This window comes from Klebsiella sp. AqSCr, assembly GCF_008452795.1.
Classification (GTDB): domain Bacteria; phylum Pseudomonadota; class Gammaproteobacteria; order Enterobacterales; family Enterobacteriaceae; genus Klebsiella; species Klebsiella pneumoniae.
In genome coordinates this window covers 636,647-655,330 of record NZ_MJDM01000005.1, presented here as the reverse complement: position 1 = coordinate 655,330, position 18,684 = coordinate 636,647, and the positions used below count along the sequence as shown (strand labels likewise).

Below are 18,684 nucleotides of genomic sequence, written 5' to 3'. Positions count from 1 at the left end.
GAGCACGTGGTAAGCGTAGCGGAATTAATTGTTACTAAATGTAAATATGCCTAAAACAACTCCAGCGTAATCATCTTATTTACATAGCGGCTAAACGCCGCCTCATCCAGGGCCTGCGCGTCCAGCGCATAAATCCCGTCGAGGCCGCACACCAGGGCGATAAAGCGCCAGGCGATATCCGCCGCAGGCTCAGCCGACCGAAATTCGCCGCTGGCGAGGCCCTGCTCGATGATGGCGACGGTCTCGGCATGCCACATATTCATGGTCAGCAGGTAGGCCGCTTTGATGTCCGGATCGCTGTCGGCCAGCACCTGGCCTTCGCGCCACAGGCGGATATAGGGTTCCAGTCGGCCATCCTCGCTGCCGATCATCGAGAACAAGCGCTCGCGCCAGCTGGCGTCCTCAGCCACCAGCGGCATGTCGAGCATCTCGCGGATCAGGCGGATGAAAACCTGCGCTTTCAGCTCGCCGATGGAGGTGAAGTGGTGGTGCAGCTGCCCGGCGGCCACCTGGGCTTCGCGGGCGATCTGCCGCACGGTCATGGCGGCAAAGCCGCCGCGCAGCGCCAGGCGCATGGCGGCCTGCATAATCCCTTCCCGTCGCGCATCACGTTGTAAATAGTGCATAGAACCCCGCTGTCATCTGGCTTTGGCCGAGTGTAACAAAAAGTTGGACATGTGTTCAACAATCCGGCAGGATCGCCATCCTGGACGTGTGTCCAATATTCAATATTGATTGAGGTACAAGCTATGTCACGGCAATGGATGACGCTGATGGCGATTTTGCTGGTTTATATTCCGGTGGCGATTGACGCTACGGTGTTACATGTGGCCGCGCCGACCCTCAGCGTGGCGCTGGGTAGCAGCGGCAATGAGCTGTTGTGGATCATTGATATCTACTCATTAGTGATGGCCGGGATGGTGCTGCCGATGGGCGCCCTTGGCGATAAGATCGGCTTTAAGCGCCTGCTGCTGCTCGGCAGCGCCATTTTTGGCATCGCCTCGCTGTGCGCCGCGCTGTCGCCGACGGCCATGACGCTGATTGCCTCACGCGCTTTGCTGGCGGTGGGGGCGGCGATGATCGTCCCGGCGACGCTGGCCGGGATCCGCAGCACCTTTGCCGAGGCCAGCCAGCGCAATATGGCGCTGGGGCTGTGGGCAGCGGTCGGCTCCGGCGGCGCGGCCTTCGGCCCGCTGGTGGGCGGTATCCTGCTGGAGCATTTCTACTGGGGGTCGGTGTTCCTGATCAATGTGCCGATCGTGCTGGTGGTTATCGCGATTAACGCGAAAGTGGTGCCGCGCCAGCCCGCGCGCCGCGAACAGCCGCTCAATCTACTGCAGGCGCTCGTTTTGATTGCCGCGATCCTGATGCTGGTGTTTAGCGCGAAATCGGCGCTGAAGGGCCAGCTGGCGCTGTGGCTCACCGCGCTGGTGGCGCTCGGCGGGGCGGCGATGTTAACCTGGTTTATCCGCAAGCAGCTGTCGGCGGCCCGCCCGATGGTGGATATGCGCCTGTTCACCCATCGCATAATCTTAAGCGGGGTGATGATGGCGATGACGGCCCTGATTACCCTGGTCGGTTTTGAGCTGCTGATGGCCCAGGAGCTGCAGTTTGTGCACCAGAAAACGCCGTTCGAGGCGGGGATATTTATGCTGCCGGTAATGGTGGCCAGCGGCTTCAGCGGCCCGATTGCCGGCCTGCTGGTGTCGCGGCTTGGGCTGCGCGAGGTGGCGACCGGCGGGATGCTGCTCAGCGCCTTCAGCTTTCTCGGCCTGGCGTTGACCGATTTCAGTACCCAGCAGTGGCTGGCCTGGGGGCTGATGACGCTGCTGGGCTTTAGCGTGGCCAGCGCGCTGCTGGCCTCCAGTTCCGCGATTATGGCGGCAGCGCCGAAGGAGAAAGCGGCGGCCGCGGGGGCGATTGAAACCATGGCCTATGAGCTGGGCGCCGGTCTCGGCATAGCGCTGTTCGGCCTGATCCTGACCCGCAGCTACAGCGCCTCTATTGCGCTGCCGTCTGGCCTGAGTGGCGCCATGGCGCAGCAGGCGGCGTCATCGATTGGCGAGGCGGTGAGTCTGTCCCAGGCGCTGCCCGCCGGGGTGGCGCAGGCGCTGATGGCGGCGGCGAAGGCGGCTTTTATTCAGGCTCATAGCCTGGTGCTGGCGACGGCGGGTGTATTGCTTCTGCTGCTGGCCGCCGGGATCTGGCGCAGCCTCGCCACCGTGGCGAAACCGCAGTCGGCGCTATAGCTGCAGCGACAGATCCATCGCCGCGCGCCGTAGCGGGGCGAGGGCCTTCCCTTTTAACGCCGCGGCGCTGACCGTCGCGGCAGGTACCCCGACATTCAGGGCGGCCACCACCTGACCGTGACGCGACAGCACGGGTACCGCCAGCGAGCACAAGCCTACCTCGATCTGCCGGTCGGCGAGGGCATAGCCCTGCATGCGCACCCGGGCGATCTCTGCACGTAAACCGGACAAATCGCACAGGGTATGCGGAGTGTAGCGAATAAGCGTAGCCCGTGACAACGTCACTTCCAGCTGTTCCTCCGGCAGCGCGCTCAGCAACACCCGCCCCATCGACGTGGCCCACGCCGGCAGGCGGCTGCCGCGCCCCAGATCGATGCTCAGTAAATTATTGACCGCCGCGCGGGCAATATAGAGCACGTTATCCCCGTCGAGCGTGGCCGCCGAACAGGATTCGCCGAGCGCTTTGCCAAGATTATCCAGCGCCGTCTGCGCCACCTTGGCCAGCGGCGTGCCTGCCAGATAGGCGTGGCCGACGGCCAGCACCCGGGGGAGCAGTTCATAGCTACGGCCATCCGGACTGTGCACCATGCCCAGCGCGGCGAGGGTATACAAACAGCGGCGTACCGCCGCGCGCGAGATTTGCGTTTTCTGGCTGAGCTGGGAAATGGTCAGCCGCTGGCGCTGGGGGGTGAAGGCGTTAAGGACCTCCAGCCCGCGGGCCAGAGATAGCATAAAGTTAGGGTCGTGCTCGGCCTGCCTGGCGCTCAGCGTATTGGGGATATTGTCGCTCATCGCATCCTTCTCCGTTGCAGCGTAAAGCTCACGGCAGATCACTATACCTTGCGCAAAATGGGGCGCGCTGAATTGTGCCGGTTTTACCACCACGATCACATTAATAACCGTCTTTTAACAAACGCGTCGATAATCGCACAACATTTCGATTATCGCCGTTGACCATCCGCCAGGCTGAACCCTATTGTCAATGGCACAGACCCCCGTTATGGATGTGGGTACAAAAAGTTATATATCTCATCAGGAACAGAAAATGACTGCCACCGTAGAGCAAATCGAGAGCTGGATTGTGGATGTCCCGACCATCCGGCCGCATAAATTGTCGATGACCACCATGGGCTGCCAGTCGCTGGTGATCGTGCGCCTTACCCGTTCCGACGGCATTTGCGGCATCGGCGAAGCCACCACCATCGGCGGCTTGAGCTATGGCGTTGAGAGCCCCGAGGCCATCTCGTCGGCGATCACCCATTATCTGACGCCGCTGTTGAAAGGGCAGCCGGCCGATAACCTGAATGCGCTGACCGCCCGTATGAACGGCGCCATTAAAGGCAACACCTTTGCGAAGTCCGCCATCGAAACTGCGCTGCTCGACGCCCAGGGCAAAGCCTTAGGTCTGCCGGTATCAGCCCTGCTCGGCGGCGCGCTGCAAACGGCGTTGCCGGTGCTGTGGACCTTAGCCAGCGGCGATACCGCGAAAGATATCGCTGAAGGAGAAAAACTGTTGGCCGAAGGCCGCCACCGGGCGTTCAAACTGAAGATCGGCGCGCGTGAACTCGCCACCGACCTGCGTCATACCCGCGCCATCGTTGAAGCGTTAGGCGACCGCGCCAGCATCCGTGTCGACGTCAACCAGGCCTGGGACGCTGCCACCGGCGCGAAAGGCTGCCGCGAACTGGCGGCGATGGGCGTCGATCTTATCGAACAGCCGGTCAGCGCCCACGATAATGCCGCCCTGGTGCGGCTAAGCCAGCAAATTGAAACCGCGATCCTCGCGGATGAAGCGGTCGCGACCGCTTACGATGGTTATCAGCTGGCGCAGCAGGGCTTTACCGGCGCTTACGCGCTGAAAATCGCCAAAGCCGGGGGGCCGAACAGCGTGCTGGCGCTGGCCCGCGTCGCGCAGGCGGCAGGGATTGGCCTGTACGGCGGCACCATGCTGGAAGGCACCGTAGGGACCGTGGCTTCTCTGCACGCCTGGTCGACGCTGCCGCTGCAGTGGGGTACCGAGATGTTCGGCCCGCTGTTGCTGAAAGACGATATTGTCAGCGTGCCGCTCACCTTTGCCGACGGTCAGGTGGCGCTGCCGCAAACGCCGGGCCTTGGCGTCGAGCTGGATGAAGACAAACTGCATTTTTATACCCGCCAGCCGTAGCGGGGAACAGGAGAAAAAAATGTTATTTAAAGTGGAGATGACCGTCAATATTCCGCCTGGCTTTCCCGCCAACGAGGCGGAGGAAATAAAACAACGCGAAAAAGCCTATTCGCAACAATTACAGCGGGAAGGCAAATGGCGGCATATCTGGCGCGTTGCCGGCCTTTATGCCAACGTCAGTATTTTCGATGTTCAAGATGCCGAAGAATTGCATCAAATATTAATGGGATTGCCGCTATATCCCTTTATGGCGATAAAAGTGGAAGCCCTCTGTCGTCATCCGTCATCAATTCGCGATGACGATCGCTAATAATAATATCTGACCTCACGCCGGTATTACCGGCGTATACCCTGCAAAATATAAGAGAGAACCAGTATGAGTAATGTATTCGTACAACAACCAGCTATTCAGAAATTATTACGCGACAGTGCCGGATTAGATGTTGCCGGCGGCGATGAACGTTTTAAGGCGATTATTCATCGTCTGCTGGAAAATATCTGCACGCTCATCGACGACTATAACGTTACGGAAGAAGAGTTCTGGCACGCGGTAAACTATTTGCACGAGCTGGGCGGGCGTCAGGAGGCGGCGCTGCTGGCGGCGGGTCTGGGACTGGAGCATTTCCTCGATCTGCGCCAGGACGCCATCGACGCGGCAGCGCATCGGGAAACCGGCACCCCGCGCACCATCGAAGGGCCGCTGTACGTGGCTAATGCGCCGCTGGCCGAGGGTCACGCCCGCATGGATGATGGCGCCGACGCCGGAGAAGTGATGTGGCTGCACGGTGAAGTCAAAGACACCGAAGGTCGGCCAGTGGCCAACGCTATTGTTGATATCTGGCACGCCAACACCCTCGGAAATTATTCCTTCTTCGACCCAGGCCAGAGTGAGTACAACCTGCGCCGGCGGATCCGCACCGGCGCCGATGGCCGCTACAGCGTGCGCAGCATCATGCCCTCCGGCTACGGCTGCCCGCCGGATGGCCCAACCCAGAAACTGCTGGACAGACTGGGTCGCCACGGCAACCGTCCGGCGCACATTCACTTTTTCGTCTCCGCGCCGGGTCATAAACATCTGACCAGCCAGATTAACCTCAATGGCGATAAATACCTGTGGGACGATTTTGCCTTTGCCACCCGCGACGGCCTGATTGCCGATCCGGTAAAAGTGACCGACCGCGAGATCATCGCGCAGCGCAATCTTGAGGGAGAGCACACCGAGGTTTGTTTTGATTTCACCCTGTGTAAAGCGCTGAGCGCCGACGAAGAGCAGCGTGGGATCCGCGTGCGCGCCAAAGAGTAAGCGGCATTATCGGCCCCGGGCACGCTACTGCCCGGGCCAGATATTGCACTCGAAAACGAAGAATTCACCCTGTTTCTTTCATCCTGAATCCTGCAGGAGGGACCGACTCATGCAAAAAACGCTCTCGACGCTCAAAGACAAAATCAATAATGCCTTAGTTGTCGACCGTGAAAATCATATTTACCGCTGCCATCGTTCTATATTTACCGACCCGCAGCTGTTTGAATTTGAAATGAAGCATATTTTCGAAGGTAACTGGGTATTTCTCGCTCATGAAAGTCAAATTCCCCAGCCGGGTGATTATTATACCCTGACGCTGGGACGGCAGCCGGTTATTATTACCCGCGATAAAAAGAATGAGCTGCACGCGCTAATTAACAGCTGCGCCCACCGCGGCGCCATGTTATGTCGACGCAAAACCGGGAATAAAAATTCGTTTACCTGTCCGTTTCACGGCTGGACCTTCAGCAATAACGGCAAATTATTAAAAGCCAAAGATGAGAGCACCGGCGGCTATCCGCCGAGCTTTAAACAAGACGGCTCCCACGACCTGCAAAAATTGCCGCGTTTTCAGTCTTACCGCGGTTTCTTATTCGGTAGCCTCAAGGCCGACGTGCAGCCGCTGGAGGCCTATCTCGGAGAAACCTGCAAGATTATCGACCTGATCGTCGACCAGGCGCCGGAGGGGCTCGAGGTACTTAAGGGTTCGTCGAGCTATGTATATGAGGGCAACTGGAAACTGGGCGCGGAAAACGGCGCCGATGGCTATCACGTCAGCGTGGTCCACTGGAACTACGCCTCAACCATGTCACGCCGCAACTATGAAGCGGAAGGGACGCACGCGGTGGATGCCAACGGTTGGTCAAAAAGCCTCGGCGGCGGCTATGGATTTGATAACGGCCATATGCTGTTGTGGACCCGGGCGCTCAACCCGGAAGTGCGCCCGGTCTATGCCCACCGCGAACGGCTGCAGGCGGAATTTGGCGAACGCCGTGCCGACCAGATGGTCAACGAAACCCGCAACCTGTGCCTGTACCCCAATGTCTACCTGATGGATCAGTTCTCGACGCAAATCCGCGTAATCCGCCCCATTGCGGTGGATAAAACCGAAGTCACCATCTGGTGCTTTGCGCCGAAAGGGGAATCCGACCAGGCCAGAGCGCTGCGAATCCGCCAGTACGAGGATTTCTTTAACGTCAGTGGGATGGGGACGCCGGACGACCTCGAAGAGTTCAGCGCCTGTCAGCGCGGCTATCTCGGCGAAAATCTGCCATGGAGCGACCTCAGCCGCGGCGCGCTGCGCTGGGTCGATGGCGCGGATGAGCATGCGCAACATGCCGGCTTTTCGCCGCGGTTAAGCGGGGTGAAATCGGAGGACGAAGCGCTGTACATCGCCCATCACCACCACTGGCAGACGCTGATGCTGGCGGCCATTGAACAGGAACAACAGCGTTACGACCAGTCCATTACCCAGCGCGTGGAGGTGGCCTGATGCTTAACCTCGAACAGGTTCGCCAGTTTCTCTACTATGAAGCCCGTCTGCTGGACGATCGTCAGTGGGACGAATGGCTCAGCTGCTACAGCCCGCAGGTGGTCTACTGGATGCCGGCGTGGGGCGACGATGACCAGCTGACCCGCGACCCGCAAAAAGAGATTTCGCTTATCTACTACCCCAACCGCGAAGGGCTGGAGGATCGCGTCTACCGCATTAAAACCGAGCGCTCCGGGGCCAGTACGCCGGAGCCGCGCACCGCCCACATCATCAGCAACGTTGAGCTGATGGGCGAAAGCGACGAGGGTCTGGAGGTGCGTTACAGCTGGGTCACCTGGAGCCATCGCTATCAGCACACGGATGCCTATTTTGGCTCTACCTGCTGCACGCTAATCGAACAGGACGGCAGACCGCAGATCGTCCGCAAAACCGTGCGCCTGAATAACGACTATATCCGTCAGGTGATTGATGTTTACCACATTTAAGAGGCGCTTATGACCTTCAATATTGCTCTTAATTTTGAGGACGGCGTAACCCGCTTTATTCAATGCCATGCCGGAGAGAAAGTCCTGGATGCCGCCTATCGCCAGAAGGTGAATCTGCCGATGGACTGCTCGGACGGCGTTTGCGGTACCTGCAAATGCCACTGCGCCAGCGGTGAGTACGACCTGGGCGAAGATTATCTCGACGAGGCGTTAAGCGACGACGAAGCGCAGAATCGCCAGGTGCTGACCTGCCAGATGGTCCCGACCAGCGACTGCGTGATCGATGTGCCGGTGGCCGCTGCCCAGTGCAAAACGGCCCTGGCGACGCTCGGGGCGCAGGTGCGGCAGGTGAATTTACTGTCCGATACCGCCATCGAACTGGTGGTCGCCCTCGATGAGCCGCTGGCCTTCCTGCCGGGGCAGTACGTCAACATTCAGGTGCCGGGTACGCCTCATGTCCGCGCCTACTCATTTAGCTCGCAACCGGGTTCCCTCGAAGGGCGTTTTCTGATCCGTAACGTGCCTGGCGGGATGATGAGCCAGTGGTTAACCCAGCGGGCGCGGCCCGGCGATCGTCTTACCCTCAGCGGCCCGATGGGCAGCTTCTATCTGCGCCACGGCGAACGTCCGCTGCTGATGCTGGCGGGCGGTACCGGCCTGGCGCCGCTGCTCTCCATGCTCCATACCCTGCAGACACAGGGCAGCCAGCGTCCGGTGATGCTGCTGTACGGTGTTACTCGTGACTGCGATCTGGTGAAAACCGACGCGCTGGATACCTTTACTCAACAGCTGACGGGGTATCGTTGGCTACCGGTGGTGGCCGATGAAAACAGCACTTGTCCGCAGCGCGGCTTTGTCACCGACCATCTCGACGACGCGATGCTGAACATCGGCGACGTGGACATCTATCTCTGCGGCCCGCCGCCGATGGTTAACGCGGTTGCCACGGCGTTGCGCGACCGCGGGATCACCCCGGCGGGGTTCTGGTATGAGAAATTTATCGCCAGCCAGAGCGCGGCGGCATAAGGAGGCAAAATGCGTTTTACCGATAAAGTCGTCGTCATCACCGGCGCGGCGCAGGGCATTGGCCGCCAGACGGCGGAGCAGGCGGCTGCAGAAGGCGCGGCTCTGCTGCTCATCGATCGCTCGTCATACGTCCATGAGCTGGCGGCGACGCTGGCGCAATCCGGCTGTCTGGTGCTGGCGCTGGAGGCGGATCTGGAAGCGTGGGAAAGTACCGAGCAGGCGTTTGCCGCCGGGGTCGCTCATTTTGGCCGTATCGACGTGCTGATCAACAACGTTGGGGGCACCATCTGGGCGCGCCCCTTTGCCGAATATCAGCCGGAGCAGATTGAGAAAGAGATCCGCCGCTCGCTGTTCCCCACGCTGTGGGGCTGCCGCGCGGCGCTGCCATGGATGCTGAAGCAGGGCAAAGGCAGCATCGTCAACATTTCGTCGGTGGCGACGGCGGGAGTGAATCGGGTGCCGTACTCGGCGGCGAAAGGCGGCGTTAACGCGCTGACCCGCTCGATTGCCATGGAGTACAGCGGCAGCGGTATTCGGATTAACGCCGTGGCCCCGGGCGGGACCGAGGCGCCGCCGCGCCTGACGCCGCGTAACGAAGAGCAGCCGAGCGAGCAGGAAAAGGCGTGGTATCAGCAGGTCGTCGATCAGACGGTGGCGAGCAGTCTGCTGCACCGGTACGGCACGCTGGCGGAACAGGCGAATGCGATCCTGTTTCTCGCCAGCGATGAGGCCAGCTATATCACCGGCGTGACGCTGCCGGTAGCCGGAGGCGATCTCGGCTAACGGCGGGTGGCGTACCAGCAGAGCAGGGAGCCGAGACATACCATCCCGGCCCCCTGCCAGAAGGACCACGACAGGGTCGCACTCAGCAGGATCGCCGCCAGCGCAGAGGAGAGCACCGGCGTGAAGTAGGAGGCCGCCGCCAGCAGGCTGACGTTGCCGTGCAGGATGCCAACGTTCCACGCCGCGTAGGCCAGCCCCAGCGCCACGGAGACCGTCATCAGCTTAATGACCACCGGCCAGCTAAACAGCATCGGCGGCTGGTCGCTGGCGAGAAATTTCAGCCATAGCGTCAGGGCGGTTAACAGGACGAACAGCGTAATGGCGTTTTTACCGCGGGCATATTTGGCCGTCACCGTGCAGTAGGCGGCCCAGATAAACGCCCCGACAAAGGCCAGCAGATAGCTAAGCGGGCTGGAAATGACGTTACTGATAATCTCATCGGGCTGTAGCCCATGCTCACCGCCCAACACCCAGCCAACGCCCAGCAGGGCGAGAATCAGGCCGGGGATCACCAGCCAGCCGCTTTTCTGGCCATTAAAGAGAATGGCGAATAAAATCGTCAGGCTGGGCCACAGGTAATTGACCATTCCCACCTCAATGGCCTGCTGGCGGCTGGCGGCATAGCCCAGCGACAGCGCGAGGCAGATTTCATAGCTGACAAACAGCACGCTGCCGGCCAGCAGATAGCGACGCGGGATCTGGCGCAGGTTGGGAAAGCCGACGGTAAAGATCAGCAGCAGGCCGCTAAGGCTGTAAATCATCGCCGCGCCGCCGACCGCTCCCAGTCCTTCGCTGACGCCGCGAATCAATCCGACCATCGTGCTCCATAAGATAATGGCGGCGAAGCCGATCGTCGTGGCTCTCTTTTTCTCCATGCTTTTCCTGATGGTTACGCAAATGCAGCCGGCATATATATCATCTTTTTATCGGTGAGGGGCGAAATTTTCCGCCGTTGCTAACCCTTAGGGATTAGCGAAAATGGCCAGGGCTGGCGATTAAGGGGGCGAAGGTTTTCCTCCTTGATTTGACGCAAATTTTCCCGGGATTTTGCTGTTAGTTTCCTCCGCGCGATGAATCAACATCCTGCATGGAGGAATGCAATGGACGTCAGCCGCAGAAAGTTCTTTAAGATCTGCGCAGGCGGTATGGCCGGAACTACCGCCGCCGCCCTGGGCTTTGCCCCTAAAATGGCGCTGGCTCAGGCACGCAATTTCAAATTGCTGCGTGCGAAAGAGATCCGCAACACCTGCACTTACTGCTCCGTGGGCTGCGGGCTATTAATGTATAGCCTCGGCGACGGTGCGAAAAACGCCAAAGAAGCGATCTACCATATCGAAGGGGACCCGGACCATCCGGTGAGCCGCGGCGCGCTGTGCCCGAAAGGGGCAGGCCTGCTGGACTATGTCCACAGCGAAAACCGTCTGCGTTATCCGCAATACCGCGCCCCAGGCTCGGATAAATGGCAGCGCATCTCCTGGGATGAAGCCTTTAACCGCATCGCCCGACTGATGAAAGCCGACCGCGACGCCAACTTTATTGAAAAGAATGAACAGGGCGTGACGGTTAACCGCTGGCTTTCCACCGGCATGCTGTGCGCCTCGGCGGCAAGCAATGAGACCGGCATGCTAACGCAAAAATTTGTGCGATCGCTGGGTATGCTGGCGGTAGACAACCAGGCGCGCGTCTGACACGGACCAACGGTAGCAAGTCTTGCTCCAACATTTGGTCGCGGTGCGATGACCAACCACTGGGTGGATATCAAAAACGCCAACGTCGTGGTGGTGATGGGCGGTAACGCCGCCGAAGCCCATCCGGTGGGTTTCCGCTGGGCGATGGAGGCGAAAAACAATAACGACGCCACGCTGATCGTCGTCGACCCGCGCTTTACGCGCACCGCGTCGGTGGCCGATATCTATGCGCCGATTCGTTCCGGTACCGACATTACCTTCCTGTCGGGCGTGCTGCTGTACCTGATCGAAAACAATAAGATCAATGCCGAGTACGTTAAGCATTACACCAATGCCAGCCTGCTGGTGCGGGATGATTTTGCCTTCGAAGAGGGGCTGTTCAGCGGCTACGATGCGGAAAAACGCCAGTACGATAAATCGTCCTGGAACTACCAGTTCGATGAAAACGGCTACGCCAAACGCGATGAAACGCTCACCCACCCGCGCTGCGTGTGGAACCTGCTGAAGCAGCACGTTTCCCGTTACACGCCCGAGGTGGTCGAAAACATCTGCGGTACGCCGAAAGCGGACTTCCTTAAAGTGTGCGATGTGCTGGCCTCAACCAGCGCCGCGGACCGCACCACCACCTTCCTGTATGCCCTGGGCTGGACGCAGCACACCGTCGGCGCGCAGAACATCCGCACCATGGCGATGATCCAGCTGCTGCTCGGCAATATGGGGATGGCCGGCGGCGGCGTCAACGCCCTGCGCGGCCACTCTAATATTCAGGGGCTGACCGATTTGGGCCTGCTGTCGACCAGTCTGCCGGGCTATTTGACGCTGCCATCGGACAAACAGACCGATCTGCAAAGCTACCTCAGCGCCAACACGCCGAAGGCGACCTTGCCCGAGCAGGTGAACTACTGGAGCAACTACCCGAAATTCTTCGTTAGCCTGATGAAATCCTTCTACGGCGAGGCGGCGCAAAAAGAGAACGACTGGGGCTTTGAGTGGTTACCGAAGTGGGACCAGGCTTACGACGTTATCAAATACTTCAATATGATGGATAACGGCAACGTCACCGGCTATATCTGCCAGGGCTTTAACCCGGTTGCCTCCTTCCCGGATAAAAACAAAGTGGTTCGCAGCCTCAGCAAGCTGAAATATATGGTGGTTATCGACCCGCTGGTGACCGAAACCTCGACCTTCTGGCAGAACCACGGCGAGTCTAATGATGTCGACCCGTCGGCGATTCAGACCGAAGTCTTCCGTCTGCCGTCGACCTGCTTTGCCGAAGAGGACGGTTCGATCGCCAACTCCGGTCGCTGGCTGCAGTGGCACTGGAAAGGTCAGGATGCCCCAGGTGAAGCGCGCAATGATGGCGAAATCCTTGCCGGGATTTACCATCGCCTGCGCGAACTGTACCGCACCGAAGGCGGGAAGGGCGCGGAACCCCTGCTGAAGATGAGCTGGCGCTACAAGCAGCCGGACCATCCGGAATCGGAAGAAGTGGCAAAAGAGAACAACGGCTACGCGCTGGCGGATCTCTACGATCAAAATGGCACTCTGCTGGCGAAAAAAGGCCAACTGCTCAATAGCTTCGCGCTGCTGCGCGATGACGGCAGCACCGCGTCGTCTTGCTGGATCTATACCGGCAGCTGGACCGAGCAGGGTAACCAGATGGCGAATCGTGATAACGCCGATCCTTCGGCCCTGGGCAATACGCTGGGATGGGCCTGGGCGTGGCCGCTCAATCGTCGGGTGCTGTACAACCGCGCTTCGGCCGATATCAACGGCAAGCCCTGGGATGCGAAGCGGATGCTGATCCAGTGGAACGGCAGCAAGTGGGTCGGGAATGATATTCCGGACTTCAATACCGCGCCGCCAGGGAGCAACACCGGGCCGTTTATCATGCAGCAGGAGGGGCTGGGTCGCCTGTTTGCGCTCGATAAACTGGCGGAAGGGCCGTTCCCGGAGCACTACGAGCCGATGGAAACCCCGCTTGGCACCAACCCGCTGCACCCGAAAGTGGTCTCCAGCCCGGTGGTGCGGTTGTATGAAGAGGACGCCATTCGCTTAGGTAAGAAGGATAAATTCCCGTATGTCGGGACCACCTATCGTCTGACCGAGCATTTCCACACCTGGACCAAGCATGCGTTGCTCAATTCCATCGCGCAGCCGGAACAGTTTGTCGAAATCAGCGAAGGGCTGGCGAAAAGCAAAGGTATCGCTAACGGCGATTGGGTGAAAGTCAGCAGCAAGCGCGGCTTCATTCGCGCGGTTGCCGTGGTGACCCGCCGACTGCGCACGCTGAACGTCAACGGCCAGCAGGTGGAGACCGTCGGGATCCCGCTGCACTGGGGTTTTGAAGGCGTGGCCCGCAAAGGCTACATCGCCAACACCCTGACGCCTAACGTTGGCGATTCCAACTCGCAAACGCCGGAATACAAGGCGTTCCTGGTCAACATCGAGAAAGCGTAAGGAGCGATTCAATGGCGATGGAAACCCAAGACATTATTAAACGCTCCGCGACCAACCCGATCACCCCCGCGCCGCGCGCGCGGGACTATAAAGCGGAAGTCGCCAAGCTTATCGATGTCTCCTCCTGCGTGGGCTGTAAAGCCTGCCAGGTGGCCTGTTCCGAGTGGAATGACATCCGCGATGACGTGGGGCACTGCGTCGGGGTGTACGACAACCCGGCGGATCTCAGCGCCAAATCCTGGACGGTAATGCGCTTTAGCGAGACCGAACAGAACGGCAAACTGGAGTGGCTTATCCGCAAGGATGGCTGTATGCACTGCGCAGAGCCGGGCTGCCTGAAAGCCTGCCCATCCGCCGGGGCGATTATTCAGTACGCCAACGGCATCGTCGATTTCCAGCAGGAAAACTGCATCGGCTGCGGCTACTGCATTGCAGGGTGTCCGTTTAACGTCCCGCGCCTCAATAAAGAGGATAACCGGGTCTATAAATGCACCCTGTGCGTGGATCGGGTCAGCGTCGGCCAGGAGCCGGCCTGCGTGAAAACCTGTCCTACCGGTGCTATCCACTTCGGTACGAAGAAAGAGATGCTGGAGGTGGCCGAGGAGCGGGTGGCTAAGCTTAAAAAACGCGGTTATGCCAACGCCGGGATTTACAACCCGCCGGGCGTCGGCGGAACCCACGTGATGTACGTCCTGCATCATGCCGACCAGCCGGAGCTGTATCACAAGCTGCCGAAGGAACCGCAGATCGATACCAGTATCAGTCTGTGGAAGGGGGCGCTGAAACCGCTGGCGGCGGCGGGCTTTATCGCCACCTTCGCCGGGCTGATTTACCACTACATCGGTATCGGGCCGAACAAGGAAGTTGACGACGACGAGGAGAAGCATGATGAGTAAATCGAAGATGATTGTGCGCACAACGTTTATCGATCGCGCCTGTCACTGGACGGTGGTTATCTGTTTCTTCCTCGTGGCGCTGTCGGGAATATCGTTCTTCTTTCCGACGCTACAGTGGCTAACGGAAACCTTCGGCACGCCGCAGATGGGGCGTATTCTGCACCCGTTCTTTGGGGTGCTGATTTTTGTCGCGCTGATGTTTATGTTCGTGCGCTTTGTCCACCATAACATCCCTGATAAACAGGATATTCCGTGGCTGAAAGGCATCGTCGAGGTGCTGAAAGGCAACGAGCATAAGGTGGCGCGCGTCGGTAAGTATAACGCCGGGCAGAAGATGATGTTCTGGACCATCATGAGCATGATATTTGTGCTGCTGGTGACCGGGGTGATTATCTGGCGCCCATATTTTGCGGAATATTTCCCGATGCAGGTGATTCGCTATAGCCTGCTGATTCACGCAACATCGGCCATCATTCTGATCCACGCCATCCTTATCCATATGTATATGGCGTTCTGGGTGAAGGGGTCGATTAAGGGAATGATTGAAGGCAAGGTGAGCCGCCGCTGGGCGAAGAAACACCACCCGCGCTGGTATCGCGATGTCGAACGCCTGGAAGCGATGAAAGAGAGTCGTGAAGGGATGAAGTAAGCCTTCACGGCGCGAAACCCGCTCCGGAGATGTCGGAGCGGGTTCCCGGCAGTCAGCAGTTCGTGATAAGTGTATCGATTGAATCGATAACGCCCTGGCGCGCATGACTCAGATTGCAGACGAAATCCTGTGGCGGGATCCGTTTATTAATTAAGTTACTGCTCATTGGCGTACAAAGTAAAAAGCTGTCAATTCTATATTTATCCTTGGTACGGCATGCTGATGCCAGCGTGGTAACTGTTGTGGTCGCATTAAAGGAATAATGACTCTCGTGGCCAGGTCTGCATAATAATCATTCTGCACGATCATATAATATGGCAGGGTTTTATTTGTCTGAGCAGAACAATTTCGATAAACATTGAATTATTCAAGCATCATAGCACCCTGAAAAATTCATCATCAGTAAGAGTGCCTCCTTTTGCAATAAATTCATTCATTGCGGCAATGAATTCCTTGTGCTGTCGCTGTTTATCTGCTTCTCGTAAATCCTTACCTGGCTGTTCTGACGCCTTCTGGACGGGTACGTCAGTGGGTCTTTTACGTAGCGTATTACTTTTCATCATAGGCTCCTTGCGGTTGGTTCTGTGATTATTTACTTTACCCACTAAAAAATAAATACCAGCAGTAAGTTTAATATTTATTTTGCGAGACAGCTTCCAGAGGGAAGTAACAGCCTGAAATATTCATGGTTATAGTAATAAACCTGGCGCTGGCATTAACCAGCGCGACGGGAAATAATCAAAACTTCTCTGGAATGAAGCGGAAAGGAAAATTAGTCTGTTTCATTTTGCCAATTTTGCGCTTCGGCAGCGTCACAGGCTCCACCGGTAAAGCTTCATAGGGGATCTGCGACAGCAGATGGGTGATGATATTCAGACGCACGCGCTTTTTATCCTCCGAGCGGGCGACGAACCACGGCGCCCAGGCGGTATCGGTGGCGGCGAACATGGCGTCGCGGGCAGCGGTATATTCATCCCAGCGGTTGAAAGACTTAATGTCCATCGGCGAGAGCTTCCAGATTTTACGCCCGTCGTCGATGCGATCCCGCAGACGGCGCTCCTGCTCCTGCGGAGAGACCTCCAGCCAGTACTTGAGCAGAATAATGCCCGATTCGACCATGCCGCGCTCCACCATCGGCGCGCCGTCGAGGAACTTCTGCACCTCCTCCGGCGTACAAAAGCCCATCACCCGTTCGACGCCGGCGCGGTTATACCAGCTGCGATCGAAAATCACGATTTCGCCGGCCGCCGGGAGATGCTTGATATAGCGCTGAAAGTAAAGCTGGCTTTTTTCGCGCTCGGTGGGCGAGGGTAAGGCGACGACCCGGAAGATACGCGGGCTGACGCGCTCGGTGATGGCCTTAATGGTGCCGCCTTTCCCGGCGCCGTCCCGGCCTTCAAAGACAATGCACACTTTCAGTCCTTTGTGTACCACCCAGCGCTGCAGTTTCACCAGCTCAACGTGGAGTTTGCGCAGCGCTTTCTCGTACGCTTTGTTGTCGAGCGGCGCGATTTTTGCCGCCGTGTCGACCGGATTACCGCTTTTCTTGTTGCCCATCGCCATGCTCCGTGTTGCCGAGGTATCCCTTTGAAGTGTAATCCTCCCCCGGCGAGGCGGTGGAAAATTATTCGCCGGGTTTTCCCGCCAGGATGACTTCCAGTCCCACCCGCTGCCCCCACGACAGCTCCAGGGTGTTACCGTCCGGGTCGGCAAAGAAAGCGAAATAGCCCACCGGATCGCCCAGCTGCTCCGGCTCCCGGCGTAAAACACCTTCCCGCCGTGCGAGGGCCACTTTCTCATCGATCTCGGCCTGGGTGGCGCAGGCGACGCCGAGATGGCCGAACGGTCCCAGCGGCGTATCGGCCGGATCGTCACTTTGCACCAGCACCAGGGCGAAAGGCCGGGTGCGGTCGCTGAGCCATGCCACTTTCCGCGCCGAGGGGAGGTCGGGCTCGCGCTGGTGAATGACGGTCATCGCGGTATAGCGGGTATAAAAATCGATGCTGCTGGCCAGACAGCGGACGATAAAGGCGACATGAGTAAAACCGACATCAACACTATGCATGGATAATTCTCCCAAGGTGAACGATGTTTTGACTTTACAACCTCAAGTTAACTTGAGATCAATGAGGTGTTTATCTCTTTGAGCCCACTGATTTTGATAGGGGATTGTTACTGCGAAACCACGCCGCCGGTATGCCACGCGGCTGGGGAACATGAACGAATCAGGCTGTTGTATGGAGGAAACTGTCGTCGGGCGTTTTTAGCTGGTGTGTCGGGGCGGGATAGTAAATAATGCCGGCCGGCTCTCAATATCCCTATAAGATGTATGAAAAAAACGATTTTTTCACTGGCGCTGGGCACCTTTGGACTTGGCATGGCGGAGTTTGGCATTATGGGCGTGCTGCCGGATATGGCGCACGATGTCGGAATATCCATACCCGCCGCCGGCAATATGATTGCCTGGTATGCCTTCGGCGTGGTGATCGGCGCGCCGATCATGGCGCTGCTCTCCAGCCGGTTTTCCCTGAAATCGGTGATGCTGTTCCTGGCTGGCCTGTGTATTCTCGGCAATACTCTGTTTACCTTCTCCAGTAGCTACGCCATGCTGGCGCTTGGCCGGCTGGTTTCCGGGTTTCCCCACGGGGCGTTTTTTGGCGTCGGCGCGATTATCCTGTCGAAAATCGCGCCGCCGGGGAAGGTGACCGCCGCGGTGGCGGGGATGATTGGCGGCATGACGATCGCTAACCTGGTGGGCGTCCCGGGCGGCACCTGGCTTGGGCATCACTTCAGCTGGCGCTATACCTTTGCGCTTATCGCGGTATTTAACGTGGCGGTATTTCTGGCGATCTTCTGCTGGGTGCCCACGCTTTATGACCGGGCCAGCACGCGGCTGCGCGAGCAGTTCCGTTTTCTGGCCTCCCCGGCGCCGTGGCTGATTTTCGCCGCCACCATGTTCGGTAACGCCGGCGTGTTTGCCTGGTTCAGCTATATCAAGCCCTTTATGCTCAACGTCTCCGGCTTTGCTGAAAGCAAGATGATGCTGATTATGATGCTGGCGGGGCTGGGAATGGTGGTCGGCAATCTGTTCAGCGGCAAAATTTCCGGGCGCTACAGCCCGCTGCGCATTGCGGCCATGACCGACGGGGTCATAGCCGTGACGCTGCTGCTGATCTTTGCCTTCGGTGAACACAAAGTCGCTTCGCTGGCGCTGGCGTTTCTCTGCTGCGCGGGACTATTCGCCCTGTCAGCGCCGCTGCAGATCCTGCTGCTGCAGAACGCCAAAGGCGGCGAGATGCTGGGGGCGGCCGGGGGACAGATCGCCTTTAACCTCGGCAGCGCCATCGGCGCCTTCTGCGGCGGAATGATGATCGCCCAGGGCTTTGGCTGGAACAGCGTGGCGCTCCCCGCCGCCGCGCTGTCGTTTCTGGCGATGAGCGCCTTGCTCATCTATGGCTGTCATCAGCGGCGACAAGCTTACTAACGACG

Annotated in this window: 19 protein-coding genes; 12 read left to right on the top strand and 7 right to left on the bottom strand. The window is 58.6% G+C overall.

Annotated features, from left to right (window positions below; all coding sequences use genetic code 11):
• Positions 1 to 50: 50 nt before the first annotated feature.
• On the bottom strand, positions 51 to 626 hold the full coding sequence (locus BHE81_RS07065) for a TetR family transcriptional regulator (protein WP_004888643.1): 576 nt from the start codon (positions 624 to 626) through the stop codon (positions 51 to 53).
• Between the two features lie 123 nt (positions 627 to 749).
• Here BHE81_RS07065 and kmrA point away from each other — a divergent pair, with 123 nt between their 5' ends.
• Positions 750 to 2,249 (top strand): efflux MFS transporter KmrA, encoded by a 1,500-nt coding sequence (gene kmrA / locus BHE81_RS07060; RefSeq protein ID WP_023301887.1) that lies wholly within the window; start codon positions 750 to 752, stop codon positions 2,247 to 2,249.
• Here kmrA and BHE81_RS07055 read toward each other — a convergent pair.
• Positions 2,244 to 3,134, bottom strand: coding sequence for an IclR family transcriptional regulator domain-containing protein (locus BHE81_RS07055; protein ID WP_072145301.1), 891 nt, complete (start codon positions 3,132 to 3,134; stop codon positions 2,244 to 2,246). The genes kmrA and BHE81_RS07055 overlap by 6 nt on opposite strands.
• Positions 3,135 to 3,249: 115 nt before the next feature.
• Between BHE81_RS07055 and BHE81_RS07050 the strand changes: the two genes are divergently transcribed.
• The 7 genes from BHE81_RS07050 (at position 3,250) to benD (ending at position 9,502) form a co-directional block, all read left to right on the top strand.
• The gene (locus BHE81_RS07050; RefSeq protein WP_072143290.1) at positions 3,250 to 4,413 is read left to right on the top strand and encodes a muconate cycloisomerase family protein; all 1,164 of its coding nucleotides are present in this window, start codon (positions 3,250 to 3,252) and stop codon (positions 4,411 to 4,413) included.
• A 19-nt stretch (positions 4,414 to 4,432) separates the two neighbouring features.
• A complete protein-coding gene (gene catC / locus BHE81_RS07045) occupies positions 4,433 to 4,723 on the top strand; it encodes a muconolactone Delta-isomerase (RefSeq protein WP_002906471.1) in 291 nt (96 codons plus the stop codon).
• Positions 4,724 to 4,789: 66 nt separating this feature from the next.
• Positions 4,790 to 5,716, top strand: a complete 927-nt coding sequence (gene catA, locus BHE81_RS07040) for a catechol 1,2-dioxygenase (protein ID WP_004175986.1) — start codon at positions 4,790 to 4,792, stop codon at positions 5,714 to 5,716.
• A gap of 109 nt (positions 5,717 to 5,825) precedes the next feature.
• A complete protein-coding gene (locus BHE81_RS07035) occupies positions 5,826 to 7,208 on the top strand; it encodes a Rieske 2Fe-2S domain-containing protein (RefSeq protein ID WP_004175987.1) in 1,383 nt (460 codons plus the stop codon).
• Entirely contained in the window at positions 7,208 to 7,693 is a 486-nt protein-coding gene (gene benB, locus BHE81_RS07030; protein WP_032737812.1) for a benzoate 1,2-dioxygenase small subunit, read from the top strand. The genes BHE81_RS07035 and benB overlap by 1 nt, the downstream gene beginning before the upstream one ends.
• A 9-nt stretch (positions 7,694 to 7,702) precedes the next feature.
• On the top strand, positions 7,703 to 8,719 hold the full coding sequence (gene benC, locus BHE81_RS07025; protein WP_032737811.1) for a benzoate 1,2-dioxygenase electron transfer component BenC: 1,017 nt from the start codon (positions 7,703 to 7,705) through the stop codon (positions 8,717 to 8,719).
• A gap of 9 nt (positions 8,720 to 8,728) precedes the next feature.
• Positions 8,729 to 9,502, top strand: a complete 774-nt coding sequence (gene benD, locus BHE81_RS07020; protein ID WP_004143751.1) for a benzoate diol dehydrogenase BenD — start codon at positions 8,729 to 8,731, stop codon at positions 9,500 to 9,502.
• Here benD and yddG read toward each other — a convergent pair.
• Positions 9,499 to 10,377: an aromatic amino acid DMT transporter YddG gene (gene yddG / locus BHE81_RS07015; protein ID WP_004175990.1), complete on the bottom strand. Its 879-nt coding sequence runs from the start codon at positions 10,375 to 10,377 to the stop codon at positions 9,499 to 9,501. The two genes, benD and yddG, sit on opposite strands and share 4 nt — an antisense overlap.
• Positions 10,378 to 10,602: 225 nt before the next feature.
• Here yddG and fdnG point away from each other — a divergent pair, with 225 nt between their 5' ends.
• Genes fdnG through fdnI form a run of 3 tightly spaced genes read left to right on the top strand, consistent with a single transcriptional unit; the run spans position 10,603 to position 15,195 of the window.
• Complete coding sequence (gene fdnG, locus BHE81_RS07010) at positions 10,603 to 13,650, top strand: formate dehydrogenase-N subunit alpha (protein WP_102082997.1); 3,048 nt, start codon at positions 10,603 to 10,605, stop codon at positions 13,648 to 13,650.
• A gap of 11 nt (positions 13,651 to 13,661) precedes the next feature.
• The gene (fdxH, locus tag BHE81_RS07005) at positions 13,662 to 14,546 is read left to right on the top strand and encodes a formate dehydrogenase subunit beta (RefSeq protein ID WP_004143747.1); all 885 of its coding nucleotides are present in this window, start codon (positions 13,662 to 13,664) and stop codon (positions 14,544 to 14,546) included.
• On the top strand, positions 14,539 to 15,195 hold the full coding sequence (gene fdnI, locus BHE81_RS07000; protein ID WP_002906457.1) for a formate dehydrogenase-N subunit gamma: 657 nt from the start codon (positions 14,539 to 14,541) through the stop codon (positions 15,193 to 15,195). Before fdxH ends, fdnI begins: the two co-directional genes overlap by 8 nt.
• A 162-nt stretch (positions 15,196 to 15,357) precedes the next feature.
• On the opposite strand, the gene BHE81_RS29110 is transcribed toward fdnI, so the two are convergent.
• The 4 genes from BHE81_RS29110 to BHE81_RS06980 form a co-directional block, all read right to left on the bottom strand.
• Positions 15,358 to 15,504, bottom strand: coding sequence for a CcdB family protein (locus tag BHE81_RS29110; RefSeq protein WP_228958389.1), 147 nt, complete (start codon positions 15,502 to 15,504; stop codon positions 15,358 to 15,360).
• A 65-nt stretch (positions 15,505 to 15,569) separates the two neighbouring features.
• Positions 15,570 to 15,755, bottom strand: coding sequence for a hypothetical protein (locus BHE81_RS06990; protein WP_004175994.1), 186 nt, complete (start codon positions 15,753 to 15,755; stop codon positions 15,570 to 15,572).
• Positions 15,756 to 15,933: 178 nt separating this feature from the next.
• Entirely contained in the window at positions 15,934 to 16,752 is an 819-nt protein-coding gene (gene ppk2 / locus BHE81_RS06985; RefSeq protein ID WP_004180084.1) for a polyphosphate kinase 2, read from the bottom strand.
• A gap of 67 nt (positions 16,753 to 16,819) precedes the next feature.
• Positions 16,820 to 17,260, bottom strand: a complete 441-nt coding sequence (locus BHE81_RS06980; protein WP_021440202.1) for a VOC family protein — start codon at positions 17,258 to 17,260, stop codon at positions 16,820 to 16,822.
• Positions 17,261 to 17,524: 264 nt separating this feature from the next.
• On the opposite strand from BHE81_RS06980, the gene araJ reads away from it, so the two are divergent.
• The gene (gene araJ, locus BHE81_RS06975) at positions 17,525 to 18,679 is read left to right on the top strand and encodes an MFS transporter AraJ (RefSeq protein ID WP_004180082.1); all 1,155 of its coding nucleotides are present in this window, start codon (positions 17,525 to 17,527) and stop codon (positions 18,677 to 18,679) included.
• Positions 18,680 to 18,684: the final 5 nt, after the last annotated feature.